We start from the raw sequence: 17523 nt of genomic DNA on the forward strand, positions 1-17523 counted from the left end.
ACGGTTATATTACAAAAAACCATATTACAGAAAGTTATCGCCCCACTTAAGCGGCACATGATAATTAGGGAATATCTAAAACGGAGCGCGGTACAAAAACCAGCAATTAACAATCAATGCTGGTAGCTCAGGCTAGTTAGAATAATTCGATCCGGCTCGCTATTCAGCGTCCGAAAGATGCTGATTAAGTAAGTTACAAATAATCATCTGCAGATCCGCCATTGTTCGCTTCGCGCGCTCGCCTTTCTGATTCACCACCACCAGCATGACACTGTGAGTCACTTCAAGATAGAGACGCCCCAAACGTTCACGCTCTTTCAGGTGACGCTGAATCCCCATGCGCTTGAACACTTCAGCCATACGGGAGATTTCCAACTCGTCGTGCTGGTCATCCAGTTCACGCAACTCCGGTACAGAAAACATCGCCTGCACCAGAGTCAGAATCGCTTTCTGCCGCTTATAGGTATTCAGTTTCAGGCTAAGCATCTGCTCCACCAGCTCATCCATCGGCATCGCTTCAACCGGCCAGCTGGCGATCTGATCCAACGCCGCTTCAACGGTTTCCAGCCAGCGGGAACCCATGGCATAGAGAATCGCATGTTTATTTGGAAAGTAGTGGTAGAGAGAGCCTACAGAAATACCAACCTCTTTGGCGATCAGAATAGTATTCAGATCATCCAGCCCGACCCGCTCCAGCAACTCACCGGTCACATCGATAATCTCTTTAGAACGCTTTTTAGAACGCCCCTGCACCGGTGCATTGCGGGGTGCCAGATCCTGTGATTTTTTGCGGGTCTTTTCGGTCAAAGCTCTATCCTGGAAATTTGCAGTCATACGGTTTGCTATGGCCGGCCATTATAGACTGATTCAGCTCACCTCAGTAAACAAAGAACAGGTCACATTGTGCAAATTTTCGTTAAAGCGTTATGAGCGCAGGCCAGAGCAGGCATAAATTCGCGCAGAAGCGGAGCCTACTTTTGTAGGTGAGCATTCTAAGCGGATTTATAACGCACTATGGCCAAGCGCAATAGCTTTAAAACTAAAGCATTATGAACGCAGACCAGAGCAAGCATAAATTCGCGCAGAAGCGGAGCCTACTTTTGTAGGTGAGCATTCTAAGCGGATTTATAACGCACTATGACCAAGCGCAATAGCTTTAGGAAAAGGTTATTAGAAAACGTTATCGAGGCAAACACTGCAAGGCAAAAACAGACAAAAACGCGCAGTTAAAAATTATTAATAACAGCTTTTTTCATTCAGAAGGACCGTTCTATGAACCTCATTTGACGGTTAAAGCGTTATGAGCGCAGGCCAGAGCAGGCATAAATTCGTGCAGAAGCGGAGCCTACGTCTGTAGGTGAGCATTCTAAGCGGATTTATAACGCACTATGGCCAAGCGCAATAGCTTTAACTAGAAGAAGCGGTCACGAAGGGAATAGTAAAGCATCCCTGCCACCAGTCCCGGATATCTTAGCAACGTTCCCCCAGGAAATGTCGGTGTCGGTACTTTGGCAAAAGTATCAAACCTTTCAGCCGTACCACTGATCGCTTCTGCCATCAGTTTTCCACCTAATGTTGCCAGTGCGACACCGTGGCCGGAATAGCCATGCGCCACAAACAGATTATCCTGCACCCGATCAAAATGAGGCATACGGTTCAGTGTAATTGCCAGCGTACCGCCCCAGCCATAATCGATATTTACATCTTTCAGTTCCGGATAAAATTCCAACATATACTTACGCACGAAATTCGGAATATCCGCAGGGAATTGACTACTATAGTTTTCACCGCCGCCCCAGAGCAGCCGGTTATCGCCTGACAGTTTGAAGTAGTTGATGACAAATTTAGAATCGGCCACCGCAACATCGTCCCGGTTAATCTTGCGACAGAGCGCTTCACTCAGCGGTTCCGTTGCCAGTATAAAGTTGTTAATCGGCATAATTTTACCCGCTACTCTGGGCTCTAACTTGCCCAGATAGCCATTACATGCCAACAGAATATACTTAGTCTTAACCGCACCATCAGACGTTCGAACGATTGAGCCTGCGCCGGTACTGTATTCAGTCACCCGGCTATTTTCAAAAATACGTACCCCCGCTTTTACAGCAGCATCAGCCAGACCCAGGGCATAATTCAACGGATGTAAATGGGCCCCCTCTTTCCAGTACTCACCGCCAAAATATCGTTCAGTACCCAGCATTGCCTGAACTTCGTCATCGGGTAAAAATTCGATCTTGTCGTAGCCCAGTACTTCCTGCTTATAGGCGACTGTCTCCTGCATATCCTCCACATGGGAAGTTTTTGCCGCAACATGCAGTATGCCCTGTTTCAAATCACACTGAATCTGATGTTTTACAATCAGCTGCTTAACCAGATCAACGGATTCAAGGGACATATCCCAAAGCAGATCAGCCGACTGCTGGCCTACTTTACCGATCAGATCCTGGTGCGACATATTATGTCCCGGCGCCACCTGGCCACCGTTACGCCCGGATGCACCCCAGCCTATTTTTTCCGATTCCAACAGTACGACTGAATAACCCTTTTCGGCCAGATGCAGCGCAGCAGACAGTCCGGTAAACCCAGCCCCAATAATACAAACATCGGCCGTTTCCTCCCCCTGCAGGGACGCATAGTCTGCCTTAGCATTAGCGCTCTCTGTGTAGTAGGAGGTTTCGTATCCTGTTAATGCCATCTGTTGAGAACCAACCCTGTTTCCAGTTTTTATTTTATTTTCTATTACGCCCATAGCCAGGTCTCCCAGCACCAGATCAACGTTTTTCAAACGTTAAAGTAGTGGTTTATAAAGATATACCGAACTCTTTAAGAACTACAGACACACTAACACACCACACTAAACCGAATAATACTTCTAATTTATACCGCTTACAACGGCCATGTAATGGCAAATATTTTATTTTTACTGTTGCTTTAACTTTTGTGATCACATAACCTAAAACCCGAACAATGATTCGAGTTACAAAAACACAACACAGCACTACACCGGTTTTAGAAAGAAAATAAATTCAGCTATTAACCGAACTAACACTCGGGTTAATGGCAGTTCAATAGCCCGACCAGCTCTGAGGCACCTATTATAAATAGGTGAAGTTTAAGAAGGTGCGAACAAGCCCCTTCCTTAGTCAGAGTTAAGGCGATGAGTGCAACACATAAAATAAGAAGGTGATTTATGGAAGCCGTGGCAAGGTTTCTCAAAGAGAACAATATTACCGAAGTTGAGTCGACACTACCGGATATGACTGGTAATGCGCGGGGTAAATTTTATCCGACCAATAAGTTCCTGTCGGAAAAAGGTGGCAAAATCCCCGAGAGCCTGTTGGTGCAAACAGTCAACGGTGAGTGGGCAGAAAACCATTATGACCTGGTCGACCCTACCGATAAAGATATGGTACTGGTACCCGACCCCGAGTCCCTGCGACTGGTACCCTGGGCTGATGAACCTACCGCACAGGTTATCAATGATTGCTACACCAGCCAGGGTGATCACCACCCACTGGCCAGTCGTTCAGTGTTACGCAAAATTCTCAAGCTTTATGAAGACAAAGGATTACGCCCGGTAATCGCACCCGAAGTCGAATTTTATCTGGTGCAAAAAAATACCGATCCGGACTATGAACTTAAACCGGCTACCGGCCGCTCTGGCCGCCGGGAAACCGCACGTCAGTCGTACAGTATTGATGCGGTTAATGAATTCAATCCGGTCATTGATACCTTGTATAACTACTGCGAAGCTCAGGGTCTGGATGTCGATACCCTGATCCATGAGTCCGGTGCCGCACAGATGGAGATTAATTTCCTCCATGGTGATGCCCTTAAGCTAGCCGACCAGGTGTTCGTATTTAAACGCACCTTGCGCGAAACGGCCCTTAAGCATGATATGTATGCCACCTTTATGGCTAAGCCAATGCAGCATGAGCCGGGTAGCTCAATGCATATACATCAAAGCCTGATAGATATTGAAAGCGGCGAGAATATATTTGCCGGCAAGCAGGAAGGTGAGTTCTCAAAAGCGTTCTACCATTACGTAGGAGGCCTGCAGAAATACACCAATAACGCGATCGCTTTTTATGCCCCAAATGTTAACTCTTATCGCCGCTTTGCACCTGAGATTGCCGCCCCGGTCAACTTTGAATGGGGCATCGACAACCGCACCACAGGTCTGCGGGCGCCTGAAGCACCATTAGTTGCCAGCCGGATAGAAAACCGTTTTCCCGGCTCTGACTGCAATCCCTATCTGGCCATTGCTGCCAGCCTGGCTTGCGGATATCTGGGTATGCAGCAACAGCTTCAACCCAGCAAGCCAAATCAGGGACTGGCCGCCGATGAAGGTGACCCGATAGAAGTACCCCGCTCATTAGAAGAGGGGTTACGTCAACTGGAAGACTGCCCTGAGCTAAGCGAGATAATGGGCAAGCAGTTCGTCGAAGCCTATATCGGTGTAAAGCGCGCCGAGTTTGAAACCTTCAACGAGGTTATCAGTTCATGGGAACGTGAGTTCCTGTTACTTAATGTATAGGCAACGTGAGTTCCTGTTACTTAACGTATAGGCAACGTGAGTTCCTGTTACTTACGTACAACAAATTAATAACGATCAACTGCTTCAGATTGTTGATAGCAATCTGAAGCACACTTTTAAACACTGAATTAAGCATCAAGATGAGAGGCAAAAATAATGAAAACAGCTGTACCATCCCGTTTAAAAACAACACTGGGCGCCGCCATATTTAGCCTGGCGGCTATCAATACGGCTCAAGCCCAGGAAGTACTTAATTTTTATAACTGGTCCGACTACATAGCAGAGGATACGCTGGCAAAGTTTGAAGCCGAAACCGGTATCAAAGTGGTCTACGACGTTTATGACAGTAATGAAACTCTGGAAGCCAAGCTACTGGCAGGCAATTCTGGTTATGATCTGGTAGTCCCCAGTTCCCATTTTATGGCCCAGCAAATTAAAGCGGGTATTTTTCAACCACTACAGAAAGAAAAGTTAGCCAACCTGAGCCACCTTGATCCAACCCTGATGGCTAAGTTAAGCCAGAAAGACCCCGGCAATCAGTTCGGTGTTCCCTATATGTGGGGCACTACCGGTATTGGCTATAACGTTAATCAGGTCAAAGCTGCACTGGGTGATGATGCACCGGTTGATAGCTGGGATCTGGTGTTCAATCCGGACAATATGAAAAAACTGAAGGAATGTGGCGTCACTTTCCTGGATTCACCGGATGAGATGTACCCTATGTCGCTGATCTATAGCGGCCAGAACCCTAACGACCAAAGTAAAGCAGCACACAAATATGACAGCCCTGCCGCAGGGACTCTGCGCGCAGTTCGCCCTTATCTGCGCCAGTTTCACTCTTCACAATATGTTAACGATCTGGCCAATGGCGATATCTGTGTTGCAGTGGGTTACTCCGGCGATATTTTCCAGGCCCAGGCCCGGGCAGAAGAAGCTGAAAACGGTGTAGAAGTGGCCTATACCATCCCGAAAGAAGGCACCGAAATCTGGTTTGATATGCTGTTGATTCCGGCCGGTGCAAAAAACGCAGAGAACGCCCATAAGTTAATCAACTTCCTGCTGCGCCCCGATATTATTGCCGATATAACCAACTACGTGTGGTATGCCAACCCAAATCCGGCATCTAATGAGTTTGTCGATGAAGAGATCATCAATGATACCGCCATCTATCCTGACGATGAGACTCGTGAACGGCTGTATCTGACTGATCAGTTACCGCCAAAAATAGCACGGGTGCGTAACCGTACCTGGTCAGATATTAAAACCGGTAAGTAAAGCGACTACAGGTTAAAGAATCGAATGAATTTGGATTGTCCAGCGTCATAGCGGACCTTACTCTCTTACCGCCCAACCGGGCGGTTTTTTTTCAGAAACCAAACAACTTCAGTCTGTTTACAGCTTGTTATCAACAGGAGTAACAAGTTATTCCTGAGTAACACCCACAGAAACACTGTCCCCTTCTGTTAGCACTACCTTGTTACGTTGTAACGATTTAGCCCGGTACAGCGCCTGATCTGTCCGGCTGAACAGATTACTGGCTGATTCCTGGCCATTATATTGAGCGACACCAAAGCTAGCTGTAATACCAAGCGTCTGACTGTCGATCACCTGTAGAGACTCTTCTATCAGCTGCCGCATCTTTTCCGCCAACGCATGGGCGGCCGCAAGATCACAGTCCGGCAATACAATAAGAAATTCATCACCACCCCAGCGACAAATACTGTCAGAACTGCGTAACGAATCGCTAAGAATATTGGCGATCTGAGTTAACACCCGATCACCCGCAAGGTGGCCATATTTATCATTAACTGACTTGAAATGATCAACATCCACCAGAACAGTAGAGACAGGATGTTGCTGACGCCGGGCAAAACTCAGAATCTGACTAAATGAGGTTTCTAATGCATGTCGACTCATCGTGCCGGTAAGCAGATCAGTATTTGCCATCAGCTCTAACCTGCGCTGATACCCGCCCAGCGTATAATGAACCAACAGTAATACGATAACGGTAACAATCAGGCTAACTGACAAACTAACCCACAGCGCAGTAACTACCTCATCCTCAGTTTGCTCTGTATGCTCAACGATCAGATACCAGTTTAACTCCGGCACAAAGCGGGTTTTGATCTGAAAATCCTGTCCATCACTAGTGTATTGGTATGAACCACCTGGACTGGTCAGGACCTGAGTAGCAAGCTCACTCAGGCCTGCCACTTTACGAATATCATCAGCGCCGTTAAATCGACTGCCCTGCAGCACAACCTTACCTAACCGATCAATAAAATATACATGTCGTCCATAACGGGCCTGGTAGGTTTCAACCAGCTCCATAATGGTCTGAGATGCCAGTCCAACACCAATAACGCCCAATAGATTATCGTTCTGATCAAACACTTTATGATTTACAAACAGCGTTGTAGTCGTCGCGTCAACAGTATCTATATCAAGATTAATTTCAAATTCGCCGCTAATCTCCCGAACATTAAAATACCAGTCATCCCTGGAGTCATCAGCCGATACCTGCTTGATAACTCCGCTGCTGTGATAGTAATTTTTAGATAGATCAGATACAAAAAATGCCGTAACCGTATCGTAGCGTTCCTGTATTGAAGTCAGGTAACGGCTCATCGGTGCCGGATTCTGCTCCCCCCTGACCACCCAGTCATGGACGAAAGTGTCATTGGCCATAAGCGATGAGACCAGTATCGGTTGTAGCAGATCGCGCTGAATTTCAGAGTAAATATTATCGCTGGTAAGCGGCAGTGTATTGGTACGAATATGCTGATTGAGACTGTAATTAGCCACATAATAACTAACAATACTGATGGTTGAGAAAGCCAGTATCAGCAACAAACTGGCGATCAGCATAAAAGAGGGCTTACGAATACTTAGCAGGTTCATATTGCATCATTCTGGTCAGTTAATATCACTGACTTCCGAATTCAAAGGGAGCGGTAGAAATAACCGATGAAATCCCATTCTCTGGAGTCATCCTGAGCAGGCCAGAATTAAAAGCTAACCCGTTGTTAAAAGAGCATAAGCTCTGATATCGACCTTGTCTAGCCGGAGTGCCACTGAATAATTATTCAACACCTCCCCTTGGTCTCAAGGCCAACTTTAACACCATCACAACATCACCCATCACAGCAACTCAGGTAAGGTCGGACTGATAGGGCAAACTTCTTAGAAAAAATACAAATTAGTCATTGCTATTAGATAGTTAGCTGTATATATTAGTCCCTGCTTGAAGATTAACCATATATTTATGCCTCATTACGAATGATCCTGTTTCAGATTCATCGTCCTGTTTCCATAATTTATAGTAAAGATTCCTGCACCATTCGTCATCGTAAGATGGCTAAACTTTATTTTAAAATAGGACACTAACATGGCTACTGTTACCGGTACTGTTAAATGGTTTAACGCTGATAAAGGCTTCGGTTTCATCGAGCAGGAAAACGGCCCTGACGTTTTCGCACACTTTTCTGCAATTCAGAGCTCTGGTTTCAAGACTCTTGAAGAAGGTCAGAAAGTTGAGTTCTCTGTAACTCAAGGTCAGCGCGGTCCACAAGCAGAAAACATCGTTGCTGTTTAAGACCTCCTGATTGGATCTCTGATCCACTCATAAAAAAAGCCTGGTTACGATCAGGCTTTTTTTTGCCTGAAATTTGCCAATCTCTTCACTATCGTAACCCCCGCAATATCACCACTCTGGACGTTCACTAGCCCTTTGAACACCATATCCAGCAATAAATTAAAGCCCGCAAATTAAATTTATTCGTTGACCTGAGACGATAAACTTTATACATTACGCCCAGCTTGAAGATTCACCGTACATTTATGCCTTTCATTTCGTAGTACCTATTTAGTCACTTCGTCCTGTTTTCATAATTTATAGTTTTGATTCCTGCATCACTCGTCATCATAAGATGGCAAAATTTTATTTTAAAATAGGACACTAACATGGCTACTGTTTCCGGTACTGTTAAATGGTTTAACGCTGATAAAGGCTTCGGTTTCATCGAGCAGGAAAACGGCCCTGACGTTTTCGCACACTTTTCTGCAATTCAGAGCTCTGGTTTCAAGACTCTTGAAGAAGGTCAGAAAGTTGAGTTCTCTGTAACTCAAGGTCAGCGCGGTCCACAAGCAGAAAACATCGTTGCTGCTTAAGACTTCCTGATTGGATCTCTGATCCACTCTTAAAAAAAGCCTGATTACGATCAGGCTTTTTTTTGCCTGCAATAACCTAACCAGACAACTAATAACTCTGCCTGACCTGCAATCAGCCAACGACTCACCAAACTCCATTAGTAAAATTTATTTATTGACCGCAAGCGATAAATTTTATATATTGAATTTAGCTTGAAGATTCACCGTACATTTATGCCTTTCATTTCGTAGTACCTACCTAAGTTCTCCGTCCTGTTTTCCATAATTTATAGTAAAAATTCGCGCCATACGGCCATCTATTTCAATGGCTTAATATTTTAAAAAACAGGACATTATCATGACTACATCTACCGGTACCGTAAAATGGTTCAACCCAGATAAAGGCTTTGGCTTCATTGAGCAAGAATCAGGACCTGATCTGTTTGCTCACTTTAGCGCAATCCAGAGCTCTGGTTTTAAGACTCTTGAAGAAGGTCAAAAAGTTGAGTTCACCGTGGCTCAAGGCCAACGTGGACCACAAGCAGAGAACATCTCTGTAATCTGATTCAACGGCTCGCTGATTAAATTCAGCACCACTTGAATGCCCGATCTGAAACTGATCGGGCAACATTTAAACCGGGTACAATAGCCCATCACACATAGCATAATTAAGAACACCCTCATTTCGTACCTTTGCGTATCACAGTTTACAGATACGACACAAAGAACTGATTAACAGAAACGCCCTACATAAGTTTCTGATTAAGACACATCCTTAGCACTCTGCCATTACCAGACAAGCAATACGGATATACCGACTAGAGAGTTATTCTTAATCATATAAAAGAAATTAAGAATGTTAATAAATATAAGCGAGCACCTGAGCGTGCAACGTTATCAAAGTCAGAATCACACCCAGTGGATCTGCTACGAGCCACTAGCAAACAGCCAACATCAAAAGCGCCGCCCCTGGAGCAGAGTAACCGGCCTGATGAGCGCCGATGAAATGCAAAACTGGCTGGACAGACATTATCCGGATACGCCACAGGCAGTAAGGTCTTTTAAGAAGCTCAGCTGATTAGTAAACATCACTGCCGTCAATATAAGCAGACCCAGCTAAGCTGGGTCTGATATATCGATTCAATATAGCTCTTCGAGGCTTAAAGCATAAAAGCTTAGAAACAGCACAATTTACCACCCTACCTTACCCAGAGTGAAAGCACTTCGCCTGGCTGATTATTTTTGATACTACTCGCTCACAGATTCAAACATCCAACACCAGACGCTCACTGCTCGCACGGGAGACACAAGGGCAGATCAACCGACCCTGCTCCCGCTCCTCCGCTGAAAGCGTAGAGTCGCGATGATCAGGTTCACCTTCGAGTACCTTTACGGCACAACTTTTACACATACCAGTCTTGCAGCCGAAAGCGGCATCAACACCAGCATCAAGCATCGCATCCAGCACGGTTTCATCAGCAGCAACATTGAGCGTTTTACCGGAACGTCGAAGCTCAACTTGTATCGGCCTGGCCCCCGCTATCGACTCTGCTGTAAAACGCTCAAAGCGGATACGCTTAGGGTCTATCTGCAACACTTTTGCACTGTCCACTACCGCGTCAATCAGGCGTTCCGGCCCGCATACATAGAACATTGCATCATCCGCCGCACTCGACAGAATTCGCTCTATATCCAACCGCTGCTGGTCAGACGAACTGTACAACGTCAGAGCATCACCCATTTCGGATATTAACTGCTGTTGAAATGCCATCTCATTAAAGCTGCGTCCAGCGTAATGCAATTGCATCACCCGCCCCTGCCGCTTAAGTGTTTGCGCCATCGCCATGATAGGTGTAATTCCGATACCACCAGCAATCAGCACACTACTGTCAGCTCTATTGCCATCTCCATTATCAACACATTCTTGCAGGGCAAAGTGGTTTTGGGGCATGCTACAGCGTAAACGCAGGCCCAGTTGAAACTGCTGATGAACCGCAACAGAGCCACCACGGCCATCATCCTCACGCAATACCGCTATCTGATAGCGATCTCGTCGTCCCGGACCGGAACAGATCGAATAATACCGTATAACGACTTCACCACTTTCAAGCTGAACCGGCACCTGCAGATGGGAGCCGGCCTCAACAGCTGGCAACAAACCGCCATCAGCTGCGCTCAATTCATAGCTACGTACCCTGGGTGTAAGCTGATGCACAGCTGTAACAACCAGCTCTAGCGGACCATCGCCCAGAACCGTTAATCCGTTCGAGGCTGAAATTTCGCTCACGGCTGTAGCATCGCTCACGGCTGTAGCATCGCTCGGGGCTGTTGTTCCGCTCAAGGCTGTCGTTTTGCTCAAGGCTGTTGCATCACTCAGGGCTGCTGCATCGTTCAGGGCTGATCTCTCGCTGACAGCTTCTGTATTATTGAGTTGTTGTTTAAGGGATTGGTTTTCCGCCTGCAGCGAACTAACCAATTGCTCAACATAAGATTCGGTATAGCGCGGCGTAATATGCTGCGGACAGTTCCAGTCAAACGCTTCGATATGAAAAATAAAGCCCCGCTCAACCCTGGCCCGATAATCATCGACCTCCAGCTCAGCTAATAGCTCAGATTCATCGGCACCGATGATCTGCACCCGTCCCAGCATTTTCAGCCTGCGACGATTCGGATAGTCCATGAGAAACAACGCCACACGGTCATCTTTCCTGAAATTACCGACGCTGACATATTGCCGATTGCCGCTAAAATCGGCGAAACCGATACGGCTCTCATCGATCACTTTAAGAAAACCAGCAGGCCCGCCACGGTGTTGCAGATAAGGCCAGCCGGTTTCACCGACGCTGGCCATATAAAAGCTATCACGCTCAGCCAGGAAAGCTGCTTCATGCTGACTCAGCAGATAATTGTAATCTTCACCCTCATCCATCCCTGCATAACTATTACGGCTACCCATCTCTTGCTGAACTTCACGTACCGACTCTGTAAACGCGATCTCTGCAAATTTATGTCCCATGGTACGCTCCCAACCTGTGACCTGGCAGTGACTATTCTGGTGTACCTGCAATGCTGCAAAATAGCCGCTGCAAAAGCCCTTCTGATAGCCACTACTTAACATTAGTTGCCGGCAATGGCTGCCGGCAACTCAGATAGTATTACTTATGACGCTAAACTCAGCTCTACTTCAGGGAAATCGATATCCACCCGACTCGCCTTACCTAAGATATTAGTCAGCGTATTCATGCCAACGTGCGTGATGATCTCGACAATATCCGACTCACTATAGCCGGCATTGCGTACCTCAAGCAGCTCTGCGGTAGTAATATCGCCACTGTGCTCTGCCAGAGCCCTGGCAAATTTAACCGCCGCTGCCGCCTTGCTGTCTTCGCTGCTGCCGGCCCGATTCGCTTCAATTTCGCTACCGGAAAGACCCGCTTTACGGCCTATCGCTGTGTGCGCCGATACGCAGTACTGACAGGCATTTTGTTGCGCCAGGGCCAGCGCTATCCGCTCCCGGGTCTGCTCATCCAGGCTACCTTCGCCCGCAATGCCATGTAATCCCAGAAACGCACGCAACGCTGCCGGTGAATTAGCAAAGACCTTGAGGAAGTTAGGCACCATGCCAAGTTGATTCTGAATCGCATCCAGCAACTCTTTCTGTTCAGTATTGGCGTTGTTGTGATCGATTACGTTAATGCGGCTCATAGTCTTTCTCCTACTTCAAATTGTTTATTGGCAGGGGAAGTTGCGAACAAGTCCCTTGCGCCTCTGGCTTTCAGAGAGATCGGAGATCAACGCAGCAATTACAGGCATACTGGTTGTACGTCGAAAATTGTTAACGCCGAGATTCGTTCTCTCTGAAAGCCCCGAAGGGCGGGCTCTAGAACGGCCACCTGCTTTGTCAGACAGTTTGAAAATGTCCAGACATTTCACAGCACTGTCTTTCGTGCACCTGACCGTTCTATAGCCCCCAGAGAATACATTGGACTTATTTGCACCTTCCCTCTTTTTGCTGCCGGTGGATATACTATGCAAAATTCCATTTGATTTAAGAATCACCATAAAAGACAATTAACTATTCTATATAGTGGAATAATTAACTCAAGCTTAAAACCTGAAGAACAATACAGGCGGCGTCTATGGACCGTTTTCATCTGATGAGTGTTTTCGTTGCGGTTGCTGAAGAGCAAGGTTTTGCCGCGGCAGCCCGCCGGTTAAGGATGTCGCCACCAGCCGTAACCAGGGCGATCGCCGCGCTGGAACAACGCCTCGGCGTTAAGCTACTCAACCGCACTACCCGTTATGTGCGCACCACTGATGCCGGACAGCGTTACCTTGAGGATGCCCGCCGCATAATGGCAGAGGTAGATATGGCTGATGACACCGCCGCCGGCATTAACGCCGAACCCCGTGGCCACCTCACAGTCACAGCACCGGCATTGTTTGGTCGGATGTTCGTTATCCCAGGCATCGTCGAGTATCAGCAACAATATCCGGACACCGAGGTCTCGGCAGTATTTCTGGATCGGATTGTTAACATGCTCGAAGAAGGTATCGATGTCGGTATCCGTATTGGTGAACTGCCGGACTCCAGCATGCGTGCGTTACGGGTTGGGTCTGTGCGCCGGATACTCTGCGCTACGCCGGATTACCTGAAACAACATGGCGAACCAGAAACTCTGGAACAATTGACGCAACATACACTTATCGCTTCCAGCGCCGGTAACAGCCCACCAGACTGGAGCTTTATAGATAAAAACAAAAGCCAGTTACTGCGTATACAACCCCGGCTACGGGTTACCACCAACGATGCAGCCTTGGAAGCTGCGCTGCAGGGGTTCGGCATAACCCGTCTGCTTTCGTATCAGGCAGCTGCTAAAATTGCTGAAGGCAGGCTTAAGATCATCATGAAAACTTTCGAACCTAACCCCTGGCCAGTGCACATCATGCACAGGGAAGGTCGCTACGCTTCAGCAAAAATAAGGACTTTTGTTGACCTGTTGGCCCTGCGGCTGCGGTCGGATACCGCCTTAAAGCCTGAGTAAGAATAGTAACAACAGCAGTAACCGGGTATCGGCTACTGCTGTTGCTGATTGAGTTACTGTAGTTGATGTAGTTACATGCGCTACCATCAATCCTTCCAGAACGGTTTGGTTACCTCATTCACCACATCAGACCGGCTGATGCCAATATCCTTTAGCATATGACTGCTCATCCCTGCCAGCTGTCGCCGGGAAGTGCTATTTCTGCGCCAGCGGTGCAATACTTTCCTCACTGCTGTCACCGCATTCATCAAACTTCCTATGGCAACAGAAAAACCACTTTTTGAATTAATATTTCTTGCGCTTACTTCGTTACAGATCGTTGCATTACTCATCGAAACACCCTCTCAATACCGTTGGTAGGCATTAATATTCGGATATTTTTCAGTTACCGACAAACGAGAAATCACCCGCTATAATTAAGAAATTCTAATCTATAAGCATACTCTGATACGATGAAGCGACTGCCCCCACTGAAAGCATTGCTGGCGTTCCGTCACGCCGCTGAAGCACAAAGCTTTAAGATCGCTGCCGAGCAACTTAATGTTACCCAGGCCGCCATCAGCCAACAGATCAAGACACTGGAACAACAGCTTGGACAGGTACTGTTCAAACGTCTGACCCGAGCGGTAGAACTGACCCCACAAGGGCAACAGCTACTACCCTATGCCAGCAAAGCCTTCGACACCCTGGAGCAAGGTGTTGCGCAACTGGCTGAAGACCCATACCCGGACCGACTCACCCTCAGCACCCTACCCTCATTCGCCGCGCGCTGGCTGGTGCCGCGGCTGGGCAAGTTTCAGGAACAGGCCCCACAGATCAATATCCACCTGTCCCCCGGTTTGCAGCTGGTATCCTTTGAAGGCAATGAACTTGACCTGGCAATCCGTTTTGGCAGAGGTAGTTACCCAGGGCTTAGATCACGGCTGCTGCTGAAAGACTACCTTATTCCGGTGTGCCATCCTTCGCTTATAAACCAGGAGCAACCAATTCCCGCACAACTGGAGCAGCTAGCCCTGATATCGGATGAAGCCCCGGACATGCAGATGCTATGGCCAGATATAGAACAGGCATTAGGCGTCAGGTTTCGTGAGGGCGCATCCCGCCTGCACGTTTCAGATTCCACCATGCTGGTCGAAGCGCTACTCAGTGGACAGGGGCTGGCGATGCTGCGCTTCAGCCTGGCTTACGATCTACTGGAACGAGGACTTCTGATCTGCCCTATGCCGGTCTATCTGAGATCTGTATTCGATTTTTACCTGGTAGCACCCGAACAACACTTTCAGCGACCCAAGGTTCGTACGTTTGAAAACTGGCTACGCCGGGAAATTCAGGTTATCGACCGCAGCTGGGAGCAGTTTTACCAATCCCATCTGGCAATTCCCCGGTGACATACTCAAACGCTATCACCACCCTCTCAGGTTTCCGCACTACCGACTGATAGGTATTTCCTTAGATGTACCGGGCAACTTAAATTAAACCTTTAAGTATTGATATAACGACAAGGGGGCAACATGGCACAGAAAATACAGATCAGAATAGCGAACCGATCAGACGCTGAGACAGTTGGCGCAATGGTTTTTAAGCTATTGCTGGAGTTGTTTCCCGAACTTACAAAATCGATAAGCATAGAAAAAACAGTCGCCGACGCGCATAGCCTACTACAACAAGGTTCAAAGGTTTGGGCCTTCATAGCCTTAAGTGAGAGTAATGAATGTATCGGGCTGATCACACTTAACGAATGTGCGGCCATATACGCTGGCGGCAGTTTTGGAGAGATCTCTGAGCTATATATCAAGCCGGAGAACAGGTCAGCCAACATCGGCACACTACTCATCGATACCGCAGTGGAATTTGGCCGCAACAAGGGCTGGAGCTGCTTCGAGGTGGGCGCCCCGGATCTGCCAAAGTGGCAAAAGACAGTCGATTTCTATATTCGCTACGGCTTTAATATCGTCGGCCCACGACTTGAACTATCTATCTAAAGAAATTCCGCTATCTGATATTGAGGATCCCCGGTAATGGCTAACCTTAACCCATTGACTGCAACCGGACCAAAAGCCGGACCATGTAGCGTGCAAACCTCAAAGAATCCACAGAAGCGTCATCCGACTTGAGAGTTGCAGGTCCCTGTTTGCGTACTACCTTTTTCTTGAGGGACCCGAGCGGTGCTTAAGGGGCTATTTACTTAAGCAATATACCTGCCATCGCTATAAGAAAACGGTCAGCGTTAATTGCGACCTTTTCACTATCCAGGCTATTTAATCCCTCCCGGGCTTCTGCTTCAGAAATATAAGCAGGAGTAATAGCCAGCAACAGAGCCGACATATAATCAGTTCTGAATTCAGGGTGCGCCTGCACTGTCAGAATATGGTTACCATATCGCAACACCGCGTTAGGGCAGAAAGTAGATTCAGCCAGCACCTCTGCAGTCTCAGGCAGGTCGACCACCTGATCCTGGTGAATCACATTCAGTGATAGCGAATCCGTTCCTAACAGCATCTGACCCGCTGGAGTCACATTATAATGGTGCAAACCCAGTCCCCAACCGGCTTCAACCTTTGCAACCTGCCCGCCTAACGCCTGCGCTATTATCTGATGACCAAAACAGATACCCAGCAATGGTATCCGCAGCTCAGCAATAACACCGATCAGCCTCTCAAGCGACTTAATCCAGGGCAAAGGTTCATAGGTGCTATTCGCCGAGCCCGTAATAACCCAGGCATCACATTCATCAACAGCATCTGGAAACTCTCCCAACCGGACCTCATAAACAGTTATCACCAGATCTGATCTTAGCTGCAGCAACATCGTTTCGGTCATATCAGCAAATGAGCCATACACTTCCAACAAAGGGGGTTCGTTAGTACCGGTCGCCAGAATACCTATTTTCATCGCCGCTCCTCAAAAAGGCCTGAAATTAAATGCTCCTGAATTAAAAAAGCCGCTCTGGGAGCGGCTTACAATCAGGTTTTGTCTATCAAGCCTGCTGCCTTATAAAGTCAGCCATCCAGCCTGCCACCTGAACCGAATCAGTTGCAGCACCTTCCTGCCTTAAGCTCGCCAATCCAATATCAGCCGTATCATCTGGAATCACTTCACCCTTGCGCAACGCCACCAACTCGGTCTCATAACTGACATTAAACTCAGGATGCGCCTGAAAGGTAAGAATATTATCGCCATACACCAAGCCGGCATATTTACAGAAGTCAGACTCGGCAAAGACCCGTGCATTAACGGGTTTTTCTGTCACCTGATAGCGATGCATCGCACTGATGGTAAAACTTCCAACATCATTTTTAATAAAGCTGTTTTCACCGCTCAATTGATAGCTGTGCAAACCTACGCCCCAACCACCATCAAAAGCTTCAACCTTGCCTTTAAAAGCTTCTGCGATAATCTGATGGCCAAAGCAGATACCCACTAAAGGCTTACCCGTACCATCTATCTCGAGGATCAACTCTTTTAACTGCTGCATCCAGCCACGATTTTCATCGACATTAAATTTAGAGCCGGTGATGATCCAGCCATCACACTGCTCTGCGCTGGCAGGAAAATGGTCATCACGAACTTCAAAGACCTCATACTCAAAACAAACGTCAGCCTGATTGAACAGCTGCACAAACATATCAGCATACGAACCGTGCTGACCTAATAACTCATCCGGTGTTATGCCGGTTGCCAGAATACCTATTTTCATACTCTTACCTTCGCTCTACTGCCTTAAGCTGTACAAACTACTCATACTCTTTAAAACACAACGCCCGCAAAGCGGGCGTTGTTTAACCCTGAACG

17 protein-coding genes are annotated in these 17523 nt (G+C 47.4%); 9 read left to right on the top strand and 8 right to left on the bottom strand.

The features are described from left to right. Positions 1-159 precede the first annotated feature (159 nt). Both EHS89_RS01355 and EHS89_RS01360 read right to left on the bottom strand, forming a co-directional pair. On the bottom strand, positions 160-807 hold the full coding sequence (locus EHS89_RS01355; RefSeq protein WP_229753511.1) for a TetR/AcrR family transcriptional regulator: 648 nt from the start codon (positions 805-807) through the stop codon (positions 160-162). A 604-nt stretch (positions 808-1411) separates the two neighbouring features. Continuing rightward, positions 1412-2695 (bottom strand): NAD(P)/FAD-dependent oxidoreductase, encoded by a 1284-nt coding sequence (locus EHS89_RS01360; RefSeq protein ID WP_124924311.1) that lies wholly within the window; start codon positions 2693-2695, stop codon positions 1412-1414. A 495-nt stretch (positions 2696-3190) separates the two neighbouring features. On the opposite strand from EHS89_RS01360, the gene EHS89_RS01365 reads away from it, so the two are divergent. Both EHS89_RS01365 and EHS89_RS01370 read left to right on the top strand, forming a co-directional pair. Continuing rightward, a complete protein-coding gene (locus EHS89_RS01365) occupies positions 3191-4537 on the top strand; it encodes a glutamine synthetase family protein (protein WP_124924312.1) in 1347 nt (448 codons plus the stop codon). Positions 4538-4693: 156 nt separating this feature from the next. Then, positions 4694-5812, top strand: coding sequence for a polyamine ABC transporter substrate-binding protein (locus EHS89_RS01370; protein ID WP_124924313.1), 1119 nt, complete (start codon positions 4694-4696; stop codon positions 5810-5812). A gap of 147 nt (positions 5813-5959) precedes the next feature. Here EHS89_RS01370 and EHS89_RS01375 read toward each other — a convergent pair whose 3' ends face one another. Then, positions 5960-7438: a sensor domain-containing diguanylate cyclase gene (locus tag EHS89_RS01375; protein ID WP_124924314.1), complete on the bottom strand. Its 1479-nt coding sequence runs from the start codon at positions 7436-7438 to the stop codon at positions 5960-5962. A 487-nt stretch (positions 7439-7925) separates the two neighbouring features. Between EHS89_RS01375 and cspE the strand changes: the two genes are divergently transcribed. From cspE to EHS89_RS01395, 4 genes are all read left to right on the top strand, one after another. Then, the gene (gene cspE / locus EHS89_RS01380; protein WP_124924315.1) at positions 7926-8132 is read left to right on the top strand and encodes a transcription antiterminator/RNA stability regulator CspE; all 207 of its coding nucleotides are present in this window, start codon (positions 7926-7928) and stop codon (positions 8130-8132) included. 368 nt (positions 8133-8500) lie between these two features. Further along, on the top strand, positions 8501-8707 hold the full coding sequence (locus EHS89_RS01385; RefSeq protein ID WP_124924316.1) for a cold-shock protein: 207 nt from the start codon (positions 8501-8503) through the stop codon (positions 8705-8707). A gap of 337 nt (positions 8708-9044) precedes the next feature. Further along, positions 9045-9251: a cold-shock protein gene (locus tag EHS89_RS01390; protein ID WP_124924317.1), complete on the top strand. Its 207-nt coding sequence runs from the start codon at positions 9045-9047 to the stop codon at positions 9249-9251. 291 nt (positions 9252-9542) lie between these two features. Then, positions 9543-9764, top strand: coding sequence for a hypothetical protein (locus EHS89_RS01395; protein ID WP_124924318.1), 222 nt, complete (start codon positions 9543-9545; stop codon positions 9762-9764). Between the two features lie 186 nt (positions 9765-9950). Here the strand turns inward: EHS89_RS01395 and EHS89_RS01400 are convergent, their stop codons facing one another. Together EHS89_RS01400 and EHS89_RS01405 are read right to left on the bottom strand one after the other, a co-directional pair. Then, the gene (locus tag EHS89_RS01400; RefSeq protein ID WP_124924319.1) at positions 9951-11702 is read right to left on the bottom strand and encodes a 2Fe-2S iron-sulfur cluster-binding protein; all 1752 of its coding nucleotides are present in this window, start codon (positions 11700-11702) and stop codon (positions 9951-9953) included. 143 nt (positions 11703-11845) lie between these two features. Next, a complete protein-coding gene (locus EHS89_RS01405; RefSeq protein WP_124924320.1) occupies positions 11846-12391 on the bottom strand; it encodes a carboxymuconolactone decarboxylase family protein in 546 nt (181 codons plus the stop codon). 434 nt (positions 12392-12825) lie between these two features. Here EHS89_RS01405 and EHS89_RS01410 point away from each other — a divergent pair, with 434 nt between their 5' ends. Next, on the top strand, positions 12826-13731 hold the full coding sequence (locus EHS89_RS01410; protein ID WP_124924321.1) for a LysR family transcriptional regulator: 906 nt from the start codon (positions 12826-12828) through the stop codon (positions 13729-13731). A gap of 86 nt (positions 13732-13817) precedes the next feature. On the opposite strand, the gene EHS89_RS01415 is transcribed toward EHS89_RS01410, so the two are convergent. Beyond that, the gene (locus tag EHS89_RS01415; protein WP_229753510.1) at positions 13818-14063 is read right to left on the bottom strand and encodes a DUF1127 domain-containing protein; all 246 of its coding nucleotides are present in this window, start codon (positions 14061-14063) and stop codon (positions 13818-13820) included. 120 nt (positions 14064-14183) lie between these two features. Between EHS89_RS01415 and EHS89_RS01420 the strand changes: the two genes are divergently transcribed. Both EHS89_RS01420 and EHS89_RS01425 read left to right on the top strand, forming a co-directional pair. Continuing rightward, entirely contained in the window at positions 14184-15119 is a 936-nt protein-coding gene (locus EHS89_RS01420) for a LysR substrate-binding domain-containing protein (RefSeq protein WP_124924322.1), read from the top strand. Between the two features lie 123 nt (positions 15120-15242). Beyond that, positions 15243-15713, top strand: a complete 471-nt coding sequence (locus EHS89_RS01425; RefSeq protein WP_124924323.1) for a GNAT family N-acetyltransferase — start codon at positions 15243-15245, stop codon at positions 15711-15713. 199 nt (positions 15714-15912) lie between these two features. On the opposite strand, the gene EHS89_RS01430 is transcribed toward EHS89_RS01425, so the two are convergent. Together EHS89_RS01430 and EHS89_RS01435 are read right to left on the bottom strand one after the other, a co-directional pair. Then, positions 15913-16623 carry a type 1 glutamine amidotransferase gene (locus EHS89_RS01430; RefSeq protein ID WP_124924324.1) on the bottom strand — a complete coding sequence of 237 codons (711 nt, stop codon included), beginning with the start codon at positions 16621-16623 and terminating at the stop codon, positions 15913-15915. Positions 16624-16708: 85 nt separating this feature from the next. Then, positions 16709-17428: a glutamine amidotransferase-related protein gene (locus EHS89_RS01435; RefSeq protein WP_124924325.1), complete on the bottom strand. Its 720-nt coding sequence runs from the start codon at positions 17426-17428 to the stop codon at positions 16709-16711. Positions 17429-17523 lie beyond the last annotated feature (95 nt).

Source organism: Amphritea balenae (assembly GCF_003858655.1).
GTDB lineage: Bacteria > Pseudomonadota > Gammaproteobacteria > Pseudomonadales > Balneatricaceae > Amphritea > Amphritea balenae.